Annotated in this window: 18 protein-coding genes; 13 read left to right on the top strand and 5 right to left on the bottom strand. The window is 54.4% G+C overall.

The genetic code is table 11. The features are described 5' to 3' along the window. The first annotated feature begins 11 nt into the window (after positions 1–11). From atpH to phoU, 12 genes are all read left to right on the top strand, one after another. On the top strand, positions 12–545 hold the full coding sequence (atpH, locus tag AB6731_RS17070) for a F0F1 ATP synthase subunit delta (protein ID WP_014172281.1): 534 nt from the start codon (positions 12–14) through the stop codon (positions 543–545). A gap of 12 nt (positions 546–557) precedes the next feature. Then, a complete protein-coding gene (atpA, locus tag AB6731_RS17075; RefSeq protein WP_371006590.1) occupies positions 558–2,099 on the top strand; it encodes a F0F1 ATP synthase subunit alpha in 1,542 nt (513 codons plus the stop codon). 51 nt (positions 2,100–2,150) lie between these two features. Next, positions 2,151–3,014, top strand: coding sequence for a F0F1 ATP synthase subunit gamma (gene atpG, locus AB6731_RS17080; protein WP_020882764.1), 864 nt, complete (start codon positions 2,151–2,153; stop codon positions 3,012–3,014). A gap of 31 nt (positions 3,015–3,045) precedes the next feature. Continuing rightward, entirely contained in the window at positions 3,046–4,428 is a 1,383-nt protein-coding gene (gene atpD / locus AB6731_RS17085; RefSeq protein WP_006177559.1) for a F0F1 ATP synthase subunit beta, read from the top strand. A gap of 20 nt (positions 4,429–4,448) precedes the next feature. After that, a complete protein-coding gene (locus AB6731_RS17090; protein WP_006177560.1) occupies positions 4,449–4,868 on the top strand; it encodes a F0F1 ATP synthase subunit epsilon in 420 nt (139 codons plus the stop codon). Positions 4,869–5,173: 305 nt separating this feature from the next. Next, entirely contained in the window at positions 5,174–6,544 is a 1,371-nt protein-coding gene (gene glmU / locus AB6731_RS17095; protein ID WP_371006591.1) for a bifunctional UDP-N-acetylglucosamine diphosphorylase/glucosamine-1-phosphate N-acetyltransferase GlmU, read from the top strand. Positions 6,545–6,772: 228 nt separating this feature from the next. Further along, the gene (gene glmS, locus AB6731_RS17100; protein ID WP_044857050.1) at positions 6,773–8,602 is read left to right on the top strand and encodes a glutamine--fructose-6-phosphate transaminase (isomerizing); all 1,830 of its coding nucleotides are present in this window, start codon (positions 6,773–6,775) and stop codon (positions 8,600–8,602) included. A 321-nt stretch (positions 8,603–8,923) separates the two neighbouring features. After that, positions 8,924–9,964 (top strand): phosphate ABC transporter substrate-binding protein PstS, encoded by a 1,041-nt coding sequence (pstS, locus tag AB6731_RS17105; RefSeq protein WP_014172287.1) that lies wholly within the window; start codon positions 8,924–8,926, stop codon positions 9,962–9,964. An 80-nt stretch (positions 9,965–10,044) separates the two neighbouring features. Beyond that, the gene (gene pstC, locus AB6731_RS17110; protein ID WP_014172288.1) at positions 10,045–11,004 is read left to right on the top strand and encodes a phosphate ABC transporter permease PstC; all 960 of its coding nucleotides are present in this window, start codon (positions 10,045–10,047) and stop codon (positions 11,002–11,004) included. Next, on the top strand, positions 11,004–11,894 hold the full coding sequence (gene pstA / locus AB6731_RS17115) for a phosphate ABC transporter permease PstA (RefSeq protein ID WP_014172289.1): 891 nt from the start codon (positions 11,004–11,006) through the stop codon (positions 11,892–11,894). The genes pstC and pstA overlap by 1 nt, the downstream gene beginning before the upstream one ends. A 47-nt stretch (positions 11,895–11,941) precedes the next feature. Continuing rightward, a complete protein-coding gene (gene pstB, locus AB6731_RS17120; RefSeq protein ID WP_014172291.1) occupies positions 11,942–12,715 on the top strand; it encodes a phosphate ABC transporter ATP-binding protein PstB in 774 nt (257 codons plus the stop codon). Between the two features lie 14 nt (positions 12,716–12,729). Continuing rightward, complete coding sequence (phoU, locus tag AB6731_RS17125) at positions 12,730–13,455, top strand: phosphate signaling complex protein PhoU (protein ID WP_008500182.1); 726 nt, start codon at positions 12,730–12,732, stop codon at positions 13,453–13,455. 85 nt (positions 13,456–13,540) lie between these two features. Here the strand turns inward: phoU and yieH are convergent, their stop codons facing one another. After that, the gene (gene yieH, locus AB6731_RS17130) at positions 13,541–14,206 is read right to left on the bottom strand and encodes a 6-phosphogluconate phosphatase (protein ID WP_014172293.1); all 666 of its coding nucleotides are present in this window, start codon (positions 14,204–14,206) and stop codon (positions 13,541–13,543) included. Positions 14,207–14,371: 165 nt separating this feature from the next. On the opposite strand from yieH, the gene AB6731_RS17135 reads away from it, so the two are divergent. Beyond that, complete coding sequence (locus AB6731_RS17135) at positions 14,372–15,709, top strand: NCS2 family permease (protein WP_138614807.1); 1,338 nt, start codon at positions 14,372–14,374, stop codon at positions 15,707–15,709. Positions 15,710–15,796: 87 nt separating this feature from the next. On the opposite strand, the gene AB6731_RS17140 is transcribed toward AB6731_RS17135, so the two are convergent. The 4 genes from AB6731_RS17140 to AB6731_RS17155 form a co-directional block, all read right to left on the bottom strand. Beyond that, on the bottom strand, positions 15,797–16,363 hold the full coding sequence (locus tag AB6731_RS17140) for an NADPH-dependent FMN reductase (RefSeq protein ID WP_020882759.1): 567 nt from the start codon (positions 16,361–16,363) through the stop codon (positions 15,797–15,799). A 36-nt stretch (positions 16,364–16,399) separates the two neighbouring features. Next, a complete protein-coding gene (locus AB6731_RS17145) occupies positions 16,400–17,146 on the bottom strand; it encodes a 4'-phosphopantetheinyl transferase superfamily protein (protein WP_371006592.1) in 747 nt (248 codons plus the stop codon). 122 nt (positions 17,147–17,268) lie between these two features. Next, positions 17,269–18,240 (bottom strand): HTH-type transcriptional regulator YidZ, encoded by a 972-nt coding sequence (gene yidZ, locus AB6731_RS17150; RefSeq protein WP_371006593.1) that lies wholly within the window; start codon positions 18,238–18,240, stop codon positions 17,269–17,271. Further along, positions 18,209–19,384, bottom strand: coding sequence for an MFS transporter (locus tag AB6731_RS17155; RefSeq protein WP_020882757.1), 1,176 nt, complete (start codon positions 19,382–19,384; stop codon positions 18,209–18,211). Before AB6731_RS17155 ends, yidZ begins: the two co-directional genes overlap by 32 nt. Positions 19,385–19,447 lie beyond the last annotated feature (63 nt).

Raw genomic sequence — 19,447 nt, forward strand, 5'->3', positions numbered from 1 at the left:
GGGAGGGGCTGATGTCTGAATTTGTTACGGTAGCTCGCCCCTACGCCAAAGCAGCTTTTGACTTTGCTGTCGAACACCAAAATGTCGATCGCTGGCAGGATATGCTGGCGTTTGCCGCTGAGGTGACGAAAAACGAACAAATGGCCGAGTTGCTTTCTGGTGCGTTAGCGCCTGAAACTCTCGCCGCGTCGTTTATCGCCGTGTGCGGAGAGCAACTGGATGCCAATGGTCAGAACCTGATTAAGGTAATGGCAGAAAATGGTCGTCTCCGTGTGCTCCCGGATGTTCTCGAGCAGTTTGAGCACTTACGTGCCCTTAGTGAAGCTACCGCTGAAGTCGAAGTGACTTCTGCGACTGAACTGAGTGATGAACAGCTTGCGAAAATCACCGCCGCGATGGAAAAACGTCTGTCACGCAAAGTTAAGCTGAATTGCAAAATCGATAAGTCTGTAATGGCAGGCGTAATCATCCGTTCGGGTGATATGGTCATTGATGGCAGCGTACGCGGCCGTCTTGAACGCCTTGCAGACGTCTTGCAGTCTTAAGGGGACTGGAGCATGCAACTGAATTCCACCGAAATCAGCGAACTGATCAAGCAGCGCATTGCTCAGTTCAGTGTTGTGAGCGAAGCTCACAACGAAGGTACTATTGTTTCTGTAAGTGACGGTGTTATCCGCATCCACGGCCTGGCCGATTGTATGCAGGGTGAGATGATTTCCCTGCCGGGTAACCGTTACGCTATCGCACTGAACCTGGAGCGCGACTCCGTAGGTGCAGTTGTGATGGGTCCATATGCTGACCTCGCCGAAGGCATGAAGGTTAAGTGTACTGGCCGTATTCTGGAAGTGCCGGTTGGACGTGGCCTGCTGGGTCGCGTTGTTAACACCCTGGGTGCGCCAATCGACGGTAAAGGTCCGGTTGAGCACAATGGCTTCTCCCCAATCGAAGTTATCGCACCAGGCGTTATCGACCGTCAGTCCGTTGATCAGCCAGTGCAGACTGGTTATAAGTCCGTTGATGCCATGATTCCAATCGGTCGTGGCCAGCGTGAACTGATCATCGGTGACCGTCAGACCGGTAAAACCGCGATGGCTATCGACGCCATCATCAACCAGCGTGACTCCGGCATCAAATGTGTGTACGTGGCTATCGGCCAGAAAGCGTCCACCATTTCTAACGTGGTTCGTAAACTGGAAGAGCACGGCGCGCTGTCTAACACCATCGTTGTTGTGGCGACCGCTTCTGAATCTGCTGCACTGCAATACCTGGCACCATACGCCGGTTGCGCAATGGGCGAATACTTCCGTGACCGCGGTGAAGATGCGCTGATCGTATACGATGACCTGTCTAAACAGGCCGTTGCATATCGTCAGGTTTCCCTGCTGCTCCGTCGTCCACCAGGACGTGAAGCGTTCCCTGGGGACGTATTCTACCTCCACTCTCGTCTGCTGGAGCGTGCTTCCCGCGTTAACGCGGAATACGTCGAGAACTTCACCAAAGGTGAAGTGAAGGGCAAAACTGGCTCTCTGACCGCGCTGCCAATCATTGAAACCCAGGCGGGTGACGTTTCTGCGTTCGTTCCGACCAACGTAATCTCCATTACCGATGGTCAGATCTTCCTGGAAACCAACCTGTTTAACTCCGGTATTCGTCCGGCAGTTAACCCGGGTATCTCCGTATCCCGTGTGGGTGGTGCTGCTCAGACCAAGATCATCAAGAAACTGTCCGGTGGTATTCGTACCGCGCTGGCACAGTATCGTGAACTGGCTGCGTTCTCTCAGTTCGCATCCGATCTGGACGAAGCAACCCGTAAACAGCTGAGCCACGGTCAGAAAGTGACCGAGCTGCTGAAGCAGAAACAGTACGCACCAATGTCTGTTGCTCAGCAGGGCCTGGTTCTGTTCGCGGCTGAACGCGGTTACCTCGAAGATGTGGAACTGGCGAAAATCGGTAGCTTCGAAGCCGCTCTGCTGGCTTACGTCGACCGTGATCACGCTCCGCTGATGCAAGAGATCAACCAGACCGGTGGCTATAACGACGAAATCGAAGGCAAGCTGAAAGCTATCCTCGATTCCTTCAAAGCAACCCAATCCTGGTAATCGTCCGGCGGCTTGTCTCAGGACAAGCCGCCTGGCATTGAGGAGAAGCTCATGGCCGGCGCAAAAGAGATACGTAGTAAGATCGCAAGCGTCCAGAACACGCAAAAGATCACTAAAGCGATGGAGATGGTCGCCGCTTCCAAAATGCGTAAATCGCAGGATCGCATGGCGGCCAGCCGTCCTTATGCAGAAACCATGCGCAAAGTGATTGGTCACCTTGCAAACGGTAATCTGGAATATAAGCACCCTTACCTGGAAGAACGCGACGTTAAGCGCGTGGGCTACCTGGTGGTGTCGACCGACCGTGGTCTGTGTGGCGGCTTGAACATTAACCTGTTCAAAAAACTGCTGGCGGATATGAAAGCATGGTCTGAAAAAGGCGTTCAGTGCGATATCGCAATGATCGGCTCTAAAGGCGTCTCTTTCTTTAACTCCGTTGGTGGCAACATTGTCGCTCAGGTGACGGGTATGGGTGATAACCCTTCCCTGTCCGAGCTGATCGGCCCGGTTAAAGTGATGTTGCAGGCTTACGATGAAGGCCGTCTGGACAGACTGTACGTTGTCAGCAACAAATTTATTAACACCATGTCTCAGGTTCCAACGCTCACTCAGATGCTGCCTTTACCGGCATCAGAAGATGACGAGCTGAAGCAAAAATCCTGGGATTACCTGTATGAACCCGATCCGAAACCGCTGTTGGATACCCTGCTGCGTCGTTACGTTGAATCTCAGGTTTATCAGGGCGTTGTAGAAAACCTGGCCAGCGAGCAGGCCGCACGAATGGTGGCGATGAAAGCCGCGACCGATAATGGCGGCAGCCTGATTAAAGAGCTGCAGTTGGTTTACAACAAAGCTCGTCAGGCCAGCATTACTCAGGAACTCACCGAGATCGTCTCGGGGGCCGCCGCGGTTTAACCAGGTTTACGAATTACGTAGAGGATTCAAGATGGCTACTGGAAAGATTGTCCAGGTAATCGGCGCCGTGGTGGACGTCGAGTTCCCTCAGGACGCCGTACCACGCGTGTACGACGCGCTTGAGGTACAGAATGGTAACGAGAGCCTGGTGCTGGAAGTTCAGCAGCAGCTCGGCGGCGGTATCGTGCGTACCATCGCGATGGGTTCTTCCGACGGTCTGCGTCGTGGTCTGGAAGTTAAAGACCTTGAGCACCCGATCGAAGTCCCGGTAGGTAAAGCAACACTGGGTCGTATCATGAACGTATTGGGTCAACCAATCGACATGAAAGGCGACATCGGTGAAGAAGAGCGTTGGGCTATCCACCGCGCAGCACCTTCCTACGAAGAGCTGTCCAGCTCTCAGGAACTGCTGGAAACCGGCATCAAAGTTATCGACCTGATGTGTCCGTTTGCGAAGGGCGGTAAAGTTGGTCTGTTCGGTGGTGCGGGTGTAGGTAAAACCGTAAACATGATGGAGCTGATCCGTAACATCGCGATCGAGCACTCCGGTTACTCCGTATTTGCGGGTGTAGGTGAACGTACTCGTGAGGGTAACGACTTCTACCACGAAATGACCGACTCCAACGTTCTGGACAAAGTATCCCTGGTTTACGGCCAGATGAACGAGCCACCAGGAAACCGTCTGCGCGTTGCGCTGACTGGCCTGACTATGGCTGAGAAGTTCCGTGACGAAGGCCGTGACGTTCTGCTGTTCGTTGATAACATCTATCGTTACACCCTGGCCGGTACTGAAGTATCTGCACTGCTGGGTCGTATGCCTTCAGCGGTAGGTTATCAGCCGACGCTGGCGGAAGAGATGGGTGTTCTTCAGGAACGTATCACCTCTACCAAAACCGGTTCTATCACCTCCGTTCAGGCGGTATACGTACCTGCGGATGACTTGACTGACCCATCCCCAGCCACCACCTTTGCGCACCTTGACGCAACCGTGGTACTGAGCCGTCAGATCGCGTCTCTGGGTATTTACCCGGCCGTTGACCCGCTGGACTCCACCAGCCGTCAGCTGGATCCACTGGTTGTGGGTCAGGAACACTACGACACCGCGCGTGGCGTACAGTCCCTGCTGCAGCGTTACCAGGAACTGAAAGACATCATCGCCATCCTGGGTATGGATGAGCTGTCTGAAGAAGACAAACTGGTGGTAGCACGTGCGCGTAAGATCCAGCGCTTCCTATCCCAGCCGTTCTTCGTTGCGGAAGTATTCACCGGTTCTCCGGGTAAATACGTTTCCCTGAAAGACACCATCCGTGGCTTTAAAGGCATCATGGAAGGCGAATACGATCACCTGCCGGAGCAGGCGTTCTACATGGTTGGTTCCATCGACGAAGCCGTGGAAAAAGCCAAAAAACTTTAACGCCTTAATCGGAGGGTGATATGGCAATGACTTACCACCTGGACGTCGTCAGCGCAGAGCAACAAATGTTCTCTGGTCTGGTCGAGAAAATCCAGGTAACGGGTAGTGAAGGTGAACTGGGTATTTTCCCGGGTCACGCACCGCTGCTCACCGCCATTAAGCCTGGTATGATCCGCATCGTTAAACAGTTCGGTCATGAAGAGTTTATCTATCTGTCCGGCGGCATTCTTGAAGTGCAGCCTGGCAGCGTGACCGTTCTGGCCGATACCGCTATTCGTGGCCAGGATCTCGACGAAGCACGAGCCCTGGAATCGAAGCGTAAGGCTGAAGAGCACATTAGCAGCTCTCATGGTGACGTGGATTACGCTCAGGCGTCTGCGGAGCTGGCCAAAGCGATCGCGAAACTGCGCGTTATCGAGTTGACCAAAAAAGCGATGTAACACCGGCTTGAAAAGCACAAAGCCAGTCTGGTTTCCAGGCTGGCTTTTTTTATGGTTTCGTATCACACCGATCTTTATTCATGATCCAAAAGAATAGCTAAGCTATTGTGTGTGCTAGCGACTTACCGCGAGAAGGCTATTTTCCAGAGAAAAAGGGGTTTACTCTGCCCCTAAAAATCGCCTCAAATAGCCATTATTGGCTGATGTTGAACGTTTTACCGCCATTCCATTTTATGACGCAAAATATGTAGAATTTTCAACGTCAACGGGTTTAACTTCTTACTCAAATTACAGTCAGGACGCGTATGTTGAACAATACAATGAGCGTGGTCATCCTTGCCGCCGGTAAAGGTACCCGCATGTATTCCGATCTTCCAAAGGTACTGCACACGCTGGCAGGAAAGCCGATGGTGCAGCATGTCATTGATGCCGCTAATGAACTGGGTGCCCGTCAGGTCCATCTGGTCTATGGTCACGGCGGCGATCTGCTTAAAAAGACGCTGAACGATGACAAACTCAACTGGGTGCTTCAGGCAGAACAGTTGGGGACCGGACACGCCATGCAGCAGGCCGCCCCGTTCTTTGCGGATGACGAAGATATTCTGATGCTTTACGGCGACGTCCCGCTGATCTCTGTCGACACCCTTGCCCGCCTGCGTGAAGCTAAACCGCAGGGTGGCATCGGGTTGTTAACCGTCGTGCTTGACGATCCGACCGGCTATGGCCGCATTACCCGCGAAAACGGTAACGTAACGGGTATCGTTGAGCATAAAGATGCCAGCGACGCACAGCGTCAGATTCAGGAGATCAACACCGGTATCCTGATTGCCAATGGCGCGGACCTGAAGCGCTGGCTGTCGAAGCTCAACAACAACAATGCGCAGGGTGAGTACTACATCACCGACATCATCGCGATGGCCTATCAGGAAGGGCGTGAGATTGCGGCGGTTCATCCGGCACGCATTAGCGAAACCGAAGGGGTGAATAACCGCCTTCAGCTTTCCCGCCTGGAACGCGTTTATCAGTCCGAACAGGCTGAAAAACTGCTCCTGGCAGGCGTTATGCTGCGCGACCCGGCGCGTTTCGATCTGCGCGGGACCTTATCTCACGGGCGCGACGTTGAAATCGATACTAACGTTATCCTTGAAGGCAACGTCACGCTTGGCCACCGCGTCAAAATTGGTGCCGGTTGTGTTATCAAAAACAGCGTCATCGGTGATGACTGCGACATTAGCCCGTACAGCGTGGTTGAAGATGCACATCTGGACGCGGCATGCACCATTGGGCCGTTCGCACGTCTGCGCCCTGGCGCTGAATTGCTCGAAGGCGCCCATGTTGGCAACTTCGTTGAGATGAAAAAAGCGCGTCTGGGCAAAGGTTCCAAAGCCGGCCATTTAACCTACCTGGGCGATGCAGAAATTGGCGATAACGTGAACATTGGTGCAGGAACAATCACCTGCAACTATGACGGTGCCAACAAGTTTAAAACCATCATCGGTGATGATGTGTTTGTCGGTTCTGATACCCAGCTGGTGGCACCGGTGACGGTCGGGAACGGGGTAACCATTGGCGCCGGGACGACCGTGACGCGCGATGTTGCCGACAATGAGCTGGTGCTGAGCCGCGTGCCGCAGGTTCACAAGCAGGGCTGGAAACGCCCGGTGAAGAAAAAGTAACGACCTGCACCCCGCTCTCTCCCGCGAGGAGAGCGCTCGTTCGGTGCGGTGTTTTTCGCCCTCGCCCCTCTGGGGAAAGGGTTGGGGTGAGGGGATAACATAATCCTCCCCCCAAAGGCAGTACTTATAACAATAACCCCACTCTCTACAAGGCTCGGGGTGCCCGGAAAGGGCAAATACAGGTCAGCGACAACGCATGGCATAACGCCATAATCAGGAAATTAAACTATGTGTGGAATTGTTGGCGCAGTTGCGCAGCGTGATATTGCTGAAATCCTTCTCGAAGGTTTACGTCGTCTGGAATACCGTGGTTACGACTCTGCCGGTCTGGCAGTTGTGGATGCAGAAGGGCATATGACCCGTCTGCGTCGTCTCGGTAAAGTGCAGATGCTGGCCCAGGCTGCGGAAGATCATCCGCTGCACGGTGGCACAGGTATTGCGCACACCCGCTGGGCGACCCACGGCGAACCGTCTGAAGGCAATGCGCACCCGCATGTGTCCGAACACATCGTGGTCGTGCATAACGGCATTATCGAAAACCACGAACCGCTGCGCGAAGAACTTAAAGCGCGCGGCTATACCTTCGTCTCTGAAACCGACACCGAAGTTATTGCTCACCTGGTTCACTGGGAGCTGGAGCAGGGCGGTACACTGCGTGAAGCGGTGCTGCGCGCGATCCCTCAGCTGCGCGGTGCATACGGTACGGTAATCATGGATTCACGCGATCCGTCCACGCTGCTGGCCGCACGTTCCGGTAGCCCAATGGTTATCGGTCTGGGTATGGGCGAGAACTTTATCGCCTCTGACCAGCTGGCACTTCTGCCGGTTACCCGTCGCTTTATCTTCCTGGAAGAGGGTGATATCGCGGAAGTGACGCGTCGCAGCGTGACGGTATTCGATACCAAAGGCGAGCAGGTGAAACGCCCGGAGATCGAATCCAATCTGCAGTACGACGCAGGCGACAAAGGCGCTTACCGCCACTACATGCAGAAAGAAATTTACGAGCAGCCGAACGCCATCAAAAACACCCTGACCGGGCGCATCAGCCACGGCGAGGTGGACCTGAGCGAACTGGGTGCCAACGCCAATGAGCTGCTCGGTAAGGTTGAGCATATTCAGATCGTGGCCTGCGGTACCTCCTACAACTCCGGTATGGTCTCCCGCTACTGGTTTGAATCCCTGGCCGGTGTTCCGTGTGACGTGGAAATCGCTTCAGAATTCCGCTACCGCAAATCCGCGGTGCGTCGTAATAGCCTGATGATCACCCTTTCCCAGTCTGGCGAAACGGCGGACACCCTGGCGGCGCTGCGTCTCTCTAAAGAGCTGGGCTATCTGGGCTCTCTGGCCATCTGTAACGTGCCGGGTTCTTCGCTGGTTCGTGAATCCGATCTGGCGCTGATGACCAACGCAGGCACGGAAATCGGCGTGGCCTCCACCAAAGCGTTTACCACTCAGCTGACCGTTCTGCTGATGCTGGTGGCGAAACTGGCGCGTCTGAAAGGGCAGGATGCGGCTGTTGAGCATGACATCGTTCATGGCCTGCAGGCGCTGCCAAGCCGTATTGAGCAGATGCTGTCTCAGGACAAACGCATTGAAGCGCTGGCGGAAGATTTCTCTGACAAACATCACGCCCTGTTCCTCGGCCGTGGCGATCAGTATCCAATTGCGCTGGAAGGCGCGTTGAAGCTGAAAGAGATCTCCTACATCCACGCGGAAGCTTACGCAGCAGGCGAGCTGAAACACGGCCCGCTGGCGCTGATTGACGCAGACATGCCGGTCATCGTTGTAGCACCTAACAACGAACTGCTGGAAAAACTGAAGTCCAATATCGAAGAAGTCCGCGCCCGCGGTGGTGTACTGTACGTCTTCGCCGATAAAGACGCCGGCTTTGCGAGCAGCGACAATATGCACATCATCGAGATGCCGCATGTGGAAGAGGTGATTGCCCCTATCTTCTACACCGTTCCGCTGCAGTTGCTGGCCTACCACGTCGCGCTGATCAAAGGCACTGACGTTGACCAGCCACGTAACCTGGCGAAATCGGTCACCGTAGAATAATCCCCTCAGGCTCCACCTTCGGGTGGAGCTTTTTTACCCTTCCTGGTTTGTTTTTAATCAACCCATCCGCATTTTTATTTATGACAATCTGTCATCTTCAGCTACTTTTTTCAGTGTCACATAAAGAAAATATTTCTGAAAACTTGCTGTCATGTAAGTGGTTAACTAGATGATAATTAAATGAATTTTTACTGATATTTAAGCTAAATTTTCATTGTCATAAAACTGTCATAATTCGTACATTTATCTGTCACCTGTTTGTCCTATTTTGCTCATCGTAGCCACTAAACAACGATTTACGAAAATCTTGCAGGAGACATTATGAAAGTTATGCGTACCACTGTCGCAACTGTTGTCGCCGCGACCTTATCTCTGAGCGCGTTCTCTGTATTTGCAGAAGCAAGCCTGACTGGCGCTGGTGCAACCTTCCCTGCGCCGGTGTATGCCAAATGGGCGGATACCTACCAGAAAGAAACCGGTAACAAGGTTAACTATCAGGGTATCGGCTCCTCCGGTGGCGTAAAACAAATTACCGCGAATACCGTTGATTTCGGCGCATCAGATGCTCCACTGTCTGATGACAAACTGGCGCAGGAAGGCCTGTTCCAGTTCCCGACCGTTATCGGTGGTGTTGTGCTGGCCGTTAACATTCCAGGCCTGAAATCAGGCGAGCTGGTCCTGGACGGCAAAACCCTGGGTGACATCTACCTCGGTAAAATCAAAAAATGGGATGACGAAGCCATCACCAAACTGAACCCGGGTGTCAAACTGCCTTCGCAGAACATCGCAGTGGTTCGTCGTGCAGATGGTTCCGGTACCTCTTTCGTTTTCACCAGCTACCTGGCGAAAGTGAACGAAGAGTGGAAATCTAAAGTCGGTTCCGGTTCTACCGTTAACTGGCCAACCGGTCTGGGTGGTAAAGGCAACGACGGTATCGCCGCGTTCGTACAGCGTCTGCCTGGTTCTATCGGCTATGTAGAGTATGCGTACGCTAAGCAGAACAACCTGTCCTACACCAAACTGGTTTCTGCCGATGGCAAGCCAGTCAGCCCGACTGAAGAGAACTTTGCTAACGCTGCAAAAGGCGCTGACTGGAGCAAATCCTTCGCTCAGGATCTGACTAACCAGAAAGGCGACGGTGCGTGGCCAATCACCTCTACCACCTTCATTCTGGTTCACAAAGAGCAGAAGAAACCTGAGCAGGGCGCTGAAGTGTTGAAGTTCTTCGACTGGGCGTACAAAAACGGCGGCAAACAGGCTAACGCGCTGGATTACGCCACCCTGCCGGACAACGTGGTTGAGCAGATTCGCGCTGCATGGAAAACCAACGTGAAAGACAGCAGCGGTAAAGCATTGTATTAATTTAGTATTCTGACGAAAATGGCGGGTGGTGCTCGCGCTACCCGCCGATTTCGTAAACGCGTTTAACAGAAGAGTGATTTATGGCTGCAACAAAGCCTGCATTTAACCCTCCGGGTAAAAAAGGTGACATGATTTTCAGCGCGCTGGTCAAACTGGCTGCGCTGATTGTGCTATTGCTGCTGGGCGGCATTATCGTGTCCCTGATTTTCTCCTCCTGGCCGAGCATCCAGAAATTCGGTTTCTCTTTCCTGTGGACCAAAGAGTGGGATGCGCCGAACGATATCTACGGTGCGCTGGTGCCGATTTACGGCACGCTGGTGACGTCGTTTATCGCCCTGCTGATTGCGGTGCCGGTGAGCTTTGGTATTGCCCTGTTCCTGACGGAACTGGCGCCGGGATGGTTGCGTCGTCCACTGGGTATCGCCATTGAACTGCTGGCCGCTATTCCAAGTATCGTGTACGGCATGTGGGGCCTGTTTATCTTTGCTCCCCTGTTCGCAACGTACTTCCAGGAACCGGTGGGGAATGTTCTCTCCGCCATTCCGTTTGTCGGCACCCTGTTCTCTGGCCCGGCTTTCGGTATCGGTATTCTGGCTGCGGGGGTGATCCTCGCCATTATGATTATTCCGTACATTGCGGCGGTAATGCGCGATGTCTTCGAACAAACCCCGGTGATGATGAAAGAGTCGGCCTACGGCATCGGCTGCACCACCTGGGAAGTTATCTGGCGCATCGTCCTTCCGTTCACCAAAAATGGGGTGATTGGCGGCGTCATGCTGGGGTTAGGCCGTGCTTTGGGTGAAACCATGGCGGTGACCTTTATTATCGGTAACACCTACCAGCTCGACAGCGCATCCCTCTACATGCCGGGTAACAGTATTACTTCCGCACTGGCGAATGAATTTGCCGAAGCGGAATCCGGGCTGCACGTCGCGGCGCTGATGGAACTGGGCCTGATCCTGTTTGTGATTACCTTCATTGTGCTGGCGATCTCCAAGCTGATGATCCTGCGTCTCGCAAAAAATGAGGGGGCACGCTAATGGCAACTCTCGAAATGCAAAGCACCACTGCGCTGGCGGAATCCCGTCGCAAAATGCAGGCGAAGCGTCGTTTCAAAAACCGCGTTGCGTTGACGCTCTCAATGGCAACGATGGCGTTCGGTCTGTTCTGGCTGGTCTGGATCCTGTTCTCGACCGTTGTACGCGGCATCGACGGGATGTCGCTGTCACTGTTCACCGAGATGACGCCGCCGCCAAATACGGCGGGCGGCGGCCTGGCGAATGCCCTGGCGGGAAGCGGTTTGCTGATCCTCTGGGCGACGGTAGTTGGTACACCGCTTGGCATTATGGCGGGGATTTATCTGGCGGAGTACGGGCGTAAATCCTGGCTGGCAGAGGTGATTCGTTTCATTAACGACATCCTGCTGTCTGCGCCGTCTATCGTGGTCGGTCTGTTTGTTTACACCATTGTGGTGGCGCAAATGGAACACTTCTCCGGCTGGGCCGGCGTGATTGCGCTGGCGCTGCTGCAGGTACCTATCGTCATTCGTACCACCGAGAACATGCTGAAACTGGTGCCGGATAGCCTGCGTGAAGCGGCTTACGCGCTGGGCACGCCGAAGTGGAAAATGATCTCCGCGATTACGCTGAAAGCCTCCGTCTCCGGGATCATGACCGGTATCCTGCTGGCCATTGCCCGTATTGCAGGCGAAACGGCGCCGCTGCTGTTTACTGCCCTCTCCAACCAGTTCTGGAGTACGGACATGATGCAGCCGATCGCCAACCTGCCGGTGACGATTTTTAAATTTGCGATGAGCCCATTCGCGGAATGGCAGCAGCTGGCCTGGGCCGGGGTGCTGATCATTACCCTTTGCGTACTGTTGCTGAACATTCTGGCGCGCGTCATTTTCGCGAAGCAGAAACACGGTTAAATTTTTACGGCGCGGCAGATCGCGGCGCCGAATGAGGAAATGAGTCAATGAGTATGGTTGATACTGCCCCGGGTAAGATTCAGGTTCGTGATTTGAACTTCTACTACGGCAAATTCCATGCCCTGAAGAACATCAACCTGGATATCGCCAGGAACCAGGTCACGGCATTTATCGGTCCGTCTGGCTGTGGTAAATCCACGCTGCTGCGTACCTTTAACAAAATGTATTCGCTCTATCCGGAGCAGCGTGCCGAAGGTGAAATCATCCTGGACGGCGATAACATTCTGACCAACAGCCAGGATATCGCCCTGCTGCGTGCGAAAGTCGGGATGGTGTTCCAGAAACCGACGCCGTTCCCGATGTCCATCTATGACAACATCGCCTTTGGCGTACGTCTGTTTGAAAAGCTCTCCCGTACGGATATGGATGAGCGCGTTCAGTGGGCTTTGACCAAGGCCGCATTATGGAACGAAACCAAAGATAAGTTGCACCAGAGCGGTTACTCTCTCTCCGGTGGTCAGCAGCAGCGTCTGTGCATTGCGCGTGGTATCGCCATTCGCCCGGAAGTGTTGTTGCTGGATGAGCCGTGTTCAGCTCTGGACCCGATCTCAACCGGCCGTATTGAAGAGTTGATCACCGAGCTGAAGCAGGATTACACCGTGGTTATCGTGACCCACAACATGCAGCAGGCTGCGCGTTGTTCCGATTACACGGCGTTTATGTACCTGGGCGAGTTGATTGAGTTCAGTAATACGGACGATCTGTTCACCAAGCCCGCTAAAAAGCAAACAGAAGACTATATCACCGGTCGTTACGGTTGATTCAGGAGCGCGCTATGGACAATCTCAATCTTAACAAACACATTTCAGGCCAGTTCAACGCAGAGCTGGAAAGTATTCGCACTCAGGTGATGACCATGGGTGGCATGGTTGAGCAGCAGCTTTCCGATGCCATTACCGCGATGCACAACCAGGACAGCGAGCTGGCAAAGCGCGTTATCGAAGGTGATAAAAACGTCAATATGATGGAAGTCGCCATTGATGAAGCCTGCGTGCGTATTATCGCCAAGCGTCAGCCAACGGCGAGCGACCTGCGTCTGGTTATGGCGATCATCAAAACCATCGCCGAGCTGGAGCGTATTGGTGACGTTGCAGATAAAATCTGCCGCACCGCGCTGGAGAAATTCTCTCAGCAGCACCAGCCACTGCTGGTGAGCCTCGAGTCGCTGGGTCGTCATACCGTGCAGATGCTGCATGACGTACTGGATGCCTTTGCGCGAATGGATCTGGACGAAGCGGTACGTATCTACCGTGAAGACAAGAAGGTCGACCAGGAGTATGAAGGCATCGTGCGTCAGCTGATGACCTACATGATGGAAGACTCCCGTACGATCCCAAGCGTCCTGACCGCGCTGTTCTGCGCGCGTTCAATAGAGCGTATCGGTGACCGTTGCCAGAACATTTGCGAATACATCTTCTACTTCGTGAAAGGACAGGATTTCCGTCACGTTGGCGGCGATGAGCTGGACAAGCTGCTGGCGGGTAAAGATCCGAAAGAGTGATGCGCTAACATGCCCGGTGCTGCTGCGCTTACCGGGCCTGCGAACCTTATAGGCCGGATAAGCGTCAGCGCTATCCGGCTTTTTTTCAGCGAGTAATATTCCACCCGCGAGCCTTCCACAATTCTGGCAGCTGCGCCAGATCGGTGAAGGTCGTCACTTTTGGATGATCGATCGGTTTGTTGTGCGGATCGGCGCAGAAGTAAAACACCTCCATACCCGCATCAATCCCCGACTGCGCTCCCGCAGAAGAGTCATCCACCAGAATGCAGTTCGCCACGTTAACGTTCATCGCTTTTGCTGCATGGAACATCAACGCCGGGTCTGGCTTCCAGCGCTGGATATCGTAGCCGCTGAACAGTTTTTCCGGGAAGTGGTGCAACATTTCAAGCTTACCCAGCGAGTGCTGCATTTTGCTGACCGGACCGTTCGAGACCACGCAGATGGGCACCGTCATCGCATCCAGAAGCGCATTCGCCCCGGCAATGACCTCCAGCTCGGAGTCGAAGAGGCGTGCGACCTCGGCGCGGTAGACCGGCTCCAGATCTGCTTTCGCCAGATCCACACCGTGCTCTTCGTTAATGATGTCGATGATCTCGTAGAGCTTCACGCCTTTAAAGCGTTTAAACACCTCTTCGAGATCCAGCGTAATGCCAAATTCCCTGAACATGGTCACATACGCGCGGGAACAAATGACCTCACTGTCGACCAGCGTACCGTCGCAGTCGAAAAATACCGCTTCAATTCCGGACATGCCTTTCCCTTTTTACAAGTTTAACGTTTACGTACGGCAGTTTAATGAGACGCAATCGTTGCCGTATAAGCAAAATCAATGAAAAAAGTATCTTGTAACCGCCACTATTGTCGCATTTTGGTATAGGATAGCGACGAATTTTCCCTCCTTGTTCGGAAATTGATGATGAGTCAACAACACACTACCCAGACATCTGGTCAGGGTCTGCTTGAGCGCGTGTTTAAACTGCGTGAGCACGGCACAACGGCACGCACCGAAGTGATCGCCGGTTTCACCACCTTCCTGACGATGGTCTATATCGTTTTTGTTAACCCACAAATTCTGGGCGTTGCTGGCATGGACACCAGCGCCGTCTTCGTGACCACCTGTCTGATCGCTGCGCTGGGCAGTATCCTGATGGGGGTGTTCGCTAACCTGCCCGTGGCGCTGGCCCCGGCAATGGGTCTGAACGCTTTCTTCGCGTTCGTGGTCGTCCAGGCGATGGGTCTGCCATGGCAGGTCGGCATGGGCGCTATCTTCTGGGGCGCGGTTGGCCTGCTGTTGCTGACCATTTTCCGCGTACGTTACTGGATGATAGCCAATATTCCGGTGAGCCTGCGCGTGGGCATTACCAGCGGTATTGGTCTGTTTATCGGCATGATGGGTCTGAAAAACGCAGGCGTTATCGTGGCTAACCCGGACACGCTGGTGAGCATCGGTCACCTGACCTCGCACAACGTGCTGCTGGGCGTGCTGGGCTTCTTTATCATCGCTATCCTGGCCTCGCGCAATATTCATGCGGCCGTGCTGGTTTCCATCGTGGTCACCACGCTACTGGGCTGGATGCTGGGCGATGTGCAGTACAAAGGGATTGTCTCCGCGCCACCGAGCGTGTCTACCGTCATTGGGCACGTCGATCTGGCAGGCTCCCTGAACCTGGGTCTGGCGGGCGTGATTTTCTCCTTCATGCTGGTTAACCTGTTTGACTCCTCCGGTACGCTGATTGGCGTGACCGACAAAGCCGGCCTGGCGGATGAGAATGGGAAATTCCCGCGCATGAAGCAGGCGCTGTTTGTTGACAGTGTCTCCTCTGTCACCGGCGCGTTTATCGGTACATCTTCTGTTACCGCTTACATTGAATCCTCTTCAGGTGTCTCTGTGGGTGGCCGTACCGGTCTGACGGCGGTTGTGGTGGGTATCCTGTTCCTGCTGGTGATCTTCCTGTCGCCGCTGGCGGGCATGGTGCCTCCGTATGCGGCAGCCGGCGCGCTGATCTACGTGGGGGTGTTAATGACCTCCAGCCTGTCGCGCGTGAAGTGGGATGATTTAACCGAAGCGGTGCCTGCGTTTATTACCGCGGTGATGATGCCGTTTAGCTTCTCGATCACCGAAGGTATCGCGCTGGGCTTTATCTCCTACTGCGTCATGAAGATTGGTACCGGTCGCTTCCGCGACCTCAGCCCGTGCGTCATCATTGTGGCGCTGCTGTTTGTGCTGAAGATTGTTTTTATTGATGCCAAATAAACAGAAAGCCCTTTTCGTCGAAAAGGGCTTTTGTGTTTGCGCCCTCTCCCGGTGGGAGAGGGCCAGAGTGAGGGTGTCAGGCTACGTTTAAGCTTTCACTCGCTTAATATAATCACCAAACGCGGTCAGCTGGCCAGAAAGATGGTCACGCGTACTTTGATCCACCACTTCACCCGTCTGCGGGTCGACCTTGTTCTGAATCACGCCCCCCATAAATTCCGGTTTGTTCATTACCATCGCATCCAGGAAGACCAGGATCTGACGCAGATGGTACTGGCAGCGTGCCCCGCCAATCGCGCCCATAGAGCTGGTCTGGATCAGCACCGGTTTACCCGACAGCGGCTGCTCCGGGAGACGGGATAACCAGTCAATGGCGTTCTTCAGGCCACCCGGAACGGAGTAGTTATATTCAGGCGTAACAATGACCACGCCGTCTGCCTGGCGGATCTGCTCTGCAAGCGCTTCTACGCTCTGTGGAAACCCTTCTTCCTGCTGCACATCCGCATCGTAAAGCGGAATGTCGCCAATCGATGGCAGGGCGCTAATGTCCATACCTGCCGGTGCCAGCTGAGGCAGCGTGCGGGCAACCATCCCGTTAAATGAACCTTTGCGCAGGCTTCCCAGTAACGTAACAACTTTCAACGTATCAGACATGATTACTCCTGTTTCATCATGATGACCCTGAATGGATCAGCTAAGGGTATATGCTTTTTCTGCCGGTAAACTGGTTAATCTCATCAGGCGCGCGGCGGGTTCGTTGGCTCGCTCGGGCACATCCGGAAGGCTACTCCATCCGTGTTGACTGTCAAATTCCCAGATTTTCAATCGTTCGATGGCGGGGGTCACCGCGATGGACCAAATCAGTACGTCTTCGGCATCGCTGAGCGCCTCTACCAGCGTGGCTTTAGCGGAACGCAGGCGTCCGGAGCCTGGAAGCAATTGCAGCAGGCTGGCGTCGTCTGATGCACGGCCACAGAGCTTTCGAATGCTCTGGCGTAAGGTAATGAGCTGAGCTCTGGCCTCGATGGGATCGTTCTGGTTACGCACCCACAGCTTTTCATTGCTGGAAAGCGGGTAGTCATCGTGTGGGTTCGCGCCGTGGAAGCCGCGCGTTGCGTGCTGAAGCTCCATGTCCAGGCCGCAATCCCCTTCAGTGGTGAGCGCGACGCCAATGATATTGCCCGTATAGGCAATGGAGAAACGCGGCAGCTCCGGGTCGGCAAAGACCGGGCGGCCTTCAGGTTGGGTGATAATATCCGGCAGTTCACTGGTGCCGTACAGCATGAACATCAGCTCAGCGAGAAGCGCGCGGGATGCCAAAAACCGCGTCCGGCGATGCTCCGGCAGTTTACGTGCTTCCTGGTGACACGCGGATGAAATTCTGGCCGATACGAGATGTCCCTCTGTCAGTATCCCTCTTGCAAAGTGCGTTGCCATTTTTCGCTCCTTGATAATGGTCGTATTCGGTTAAACGGTTACATGATTATCGCTTAACTTGCCTTCTGTTTTAATCAGTAAATGGGAGTAAGAGAAGCCTGAGGACCCAACTTTACATTTTCTTAGGCTAAAATAAGCGCTGGAGCGGCATATAGCGCTTTGATTGTCTCACGGAGCCAGAGGATTTTCGGATTATGGCTGTTTCGTTTATGCCAGATCAGCGTGAAAGGAACGGTCAGTTTTTCAGCCAGGGCTTCATCAATGGGAATGGGCAGGGCGATCAGCTTACGCTGGTGGAGTTGATTATAGTGATGGCAGTAGTGTGGCGCCGTGGCGATGTAGTTATGGCCGGGCTGCGCCGCCATAAACATCGACTGTTCGAAACCGGGCAGGCTCATGGCGATATTACGCTCACGTCCCATCTCTCTGAGCACCTCATCAAGCGCCCAGGTGTCGCTGCGTTCCCAGAAGATGCTGATATGCGGATAGCGCAGGAAAGTCTCCAGGTTCCACTCTTCCTGAAGAGCCGGATGATCTTCGCGCAAATAGACGCAGGGGCGGTCGCTGAACAAAATTTCGTAGTCGATAAACCACGGCATGAGCTTCAACAGCTCGCGGGAGCGCGGATGTGTTTCACGGCCCGTGAAGCCAAGATCGACTTCTCCGCGCGTAATGGCATCCACCGAGTCGTAATCCCAGTGGCGCATCTTTACCGTGGCCTGTGGATAGCGCTGATTGACCTGCTCGAGCAGGGCATTAAAGCGGATCAGCATCAGAGGCGTTTCCGCGGCCAGCACGAACGTCAGCCCGCCCGGGGAGTCATGATGGAATTTATCGAGGATCTGATTGCCAATCTGCATCCAGTCGGCCAGATCCTGCTCCAGACTCATCGTCAGCGGTGTCGGCAGCAGGCCTAACGGTGTTTTCACAAACAGCGGATCGTCAAACCAGTCGCGCAGTTTCGCCAGCGATTTACTTACCGCGGACGGGGTCACGTTCATCCGTTTCGCGGCTTTGGTTACGCTGCGCTCCTGCAGCAAAAGCTGCAGGCACAACAACAGGTTAAGATCGAGACTGCTGATTGGCTTCTTCATAATGGGCCGCGGGCTGGATGACCATAAGTAAGGTGATGCAGAGCATGCTACAACCAATCAGAATCCCGATCAGCATATTGAGCGCATTAAGGCCGATGACCGCCGCCAGCCATATCCACAGCGACGAACCGCAGACCTGTGCAATACCCAGCACCGAGCTTGCCACACCCGCGCGCAGCGAGAACGGGCCAAGTGCCTGACTCATCGCCACGCCAAAGCCGACAGAGAAGCCGGCGCAAATCAGCGTAATCCCTACCAGCATCAGCGCATGTGTGCTGGTGGTCGCCAGAATCCCCCCCGCAGCGAGGAACAGCACCTGAGAGGTTAGCATGAGCGTGCGCTGGCGGAAGATATTCAGTGCGAACGGCGTCGAGAACGAGACGGCCATACTGACCATCGCGGTGAGTGCCATCACGGTGGAATACTCACCGCGATCAAACCCCATGGTCTCCATCAGCAACACCGGGGAAACGTTTACATACGTCAGGATCACCGCCACGCTCAGTGTGGTAATGGCCAGGCGACTCAGGAAAAAGCGGTTTAGCAGCGTCTCGGCCGGATGAAGGGTTGCCGTATGGCCTGCGTTTTGCGAGCCTGGATGGGTCTCTTTCAGCACCGTGATCGAGAGGATAAAGACCAGCGCACCCATGGCCGCCATCGTCCAGAACAGGCTCTGCCACGGGAATTTCAGCATGATCAGATAGCCCACCACTGGCGCCATCACCGGAATGATGCAGGTAATACCGTTGAGCATGGAAAGCACTTTGGCACGGCGCTGGGCGCTTAAGGTATCGCGCAGGATGGCGAAGGCCACCACATAACAGCCACCGGCACCTATCCCCTGGATAAAGCGCCCTGTCAGGAACAGGGTACTGTCCTGGGCCAGGGAGCAGAGCATTGACGCCAGCGCGAAGATGATGGCACAGGTAATGGCCACGGGCTGACGACCCGCTTTGTCCGCGATTTTCCCGGCAAATACCATCGATGATGCCATCCCGGCGAGATAGGCCGAAAACGCAATATGCAGCTGCGCCTCGCTGGCACCCAGATCGCGGGCAATGTGCGGCAGCCCCACCAGATACATATCAATACCCGATGGATAAAGCAGAACCAGCGCAAAACTACAAAACAGAAAACGAGCCATAAACCCCCCATAGATGCAGGCAAGCAGAATAGGGGGATAAAAGGGATTAGGCGAGTTGCCATT

The organism is Enterobacter sp. RCC_40, assembly GCF_041360735.1.
Lineage (GTDB): Bacteria > Pseudomonadota > Gammaproteobacteria > Enterobacterales > Enterobacteriaceae > Enterobacter > Enterobacter ludwigii.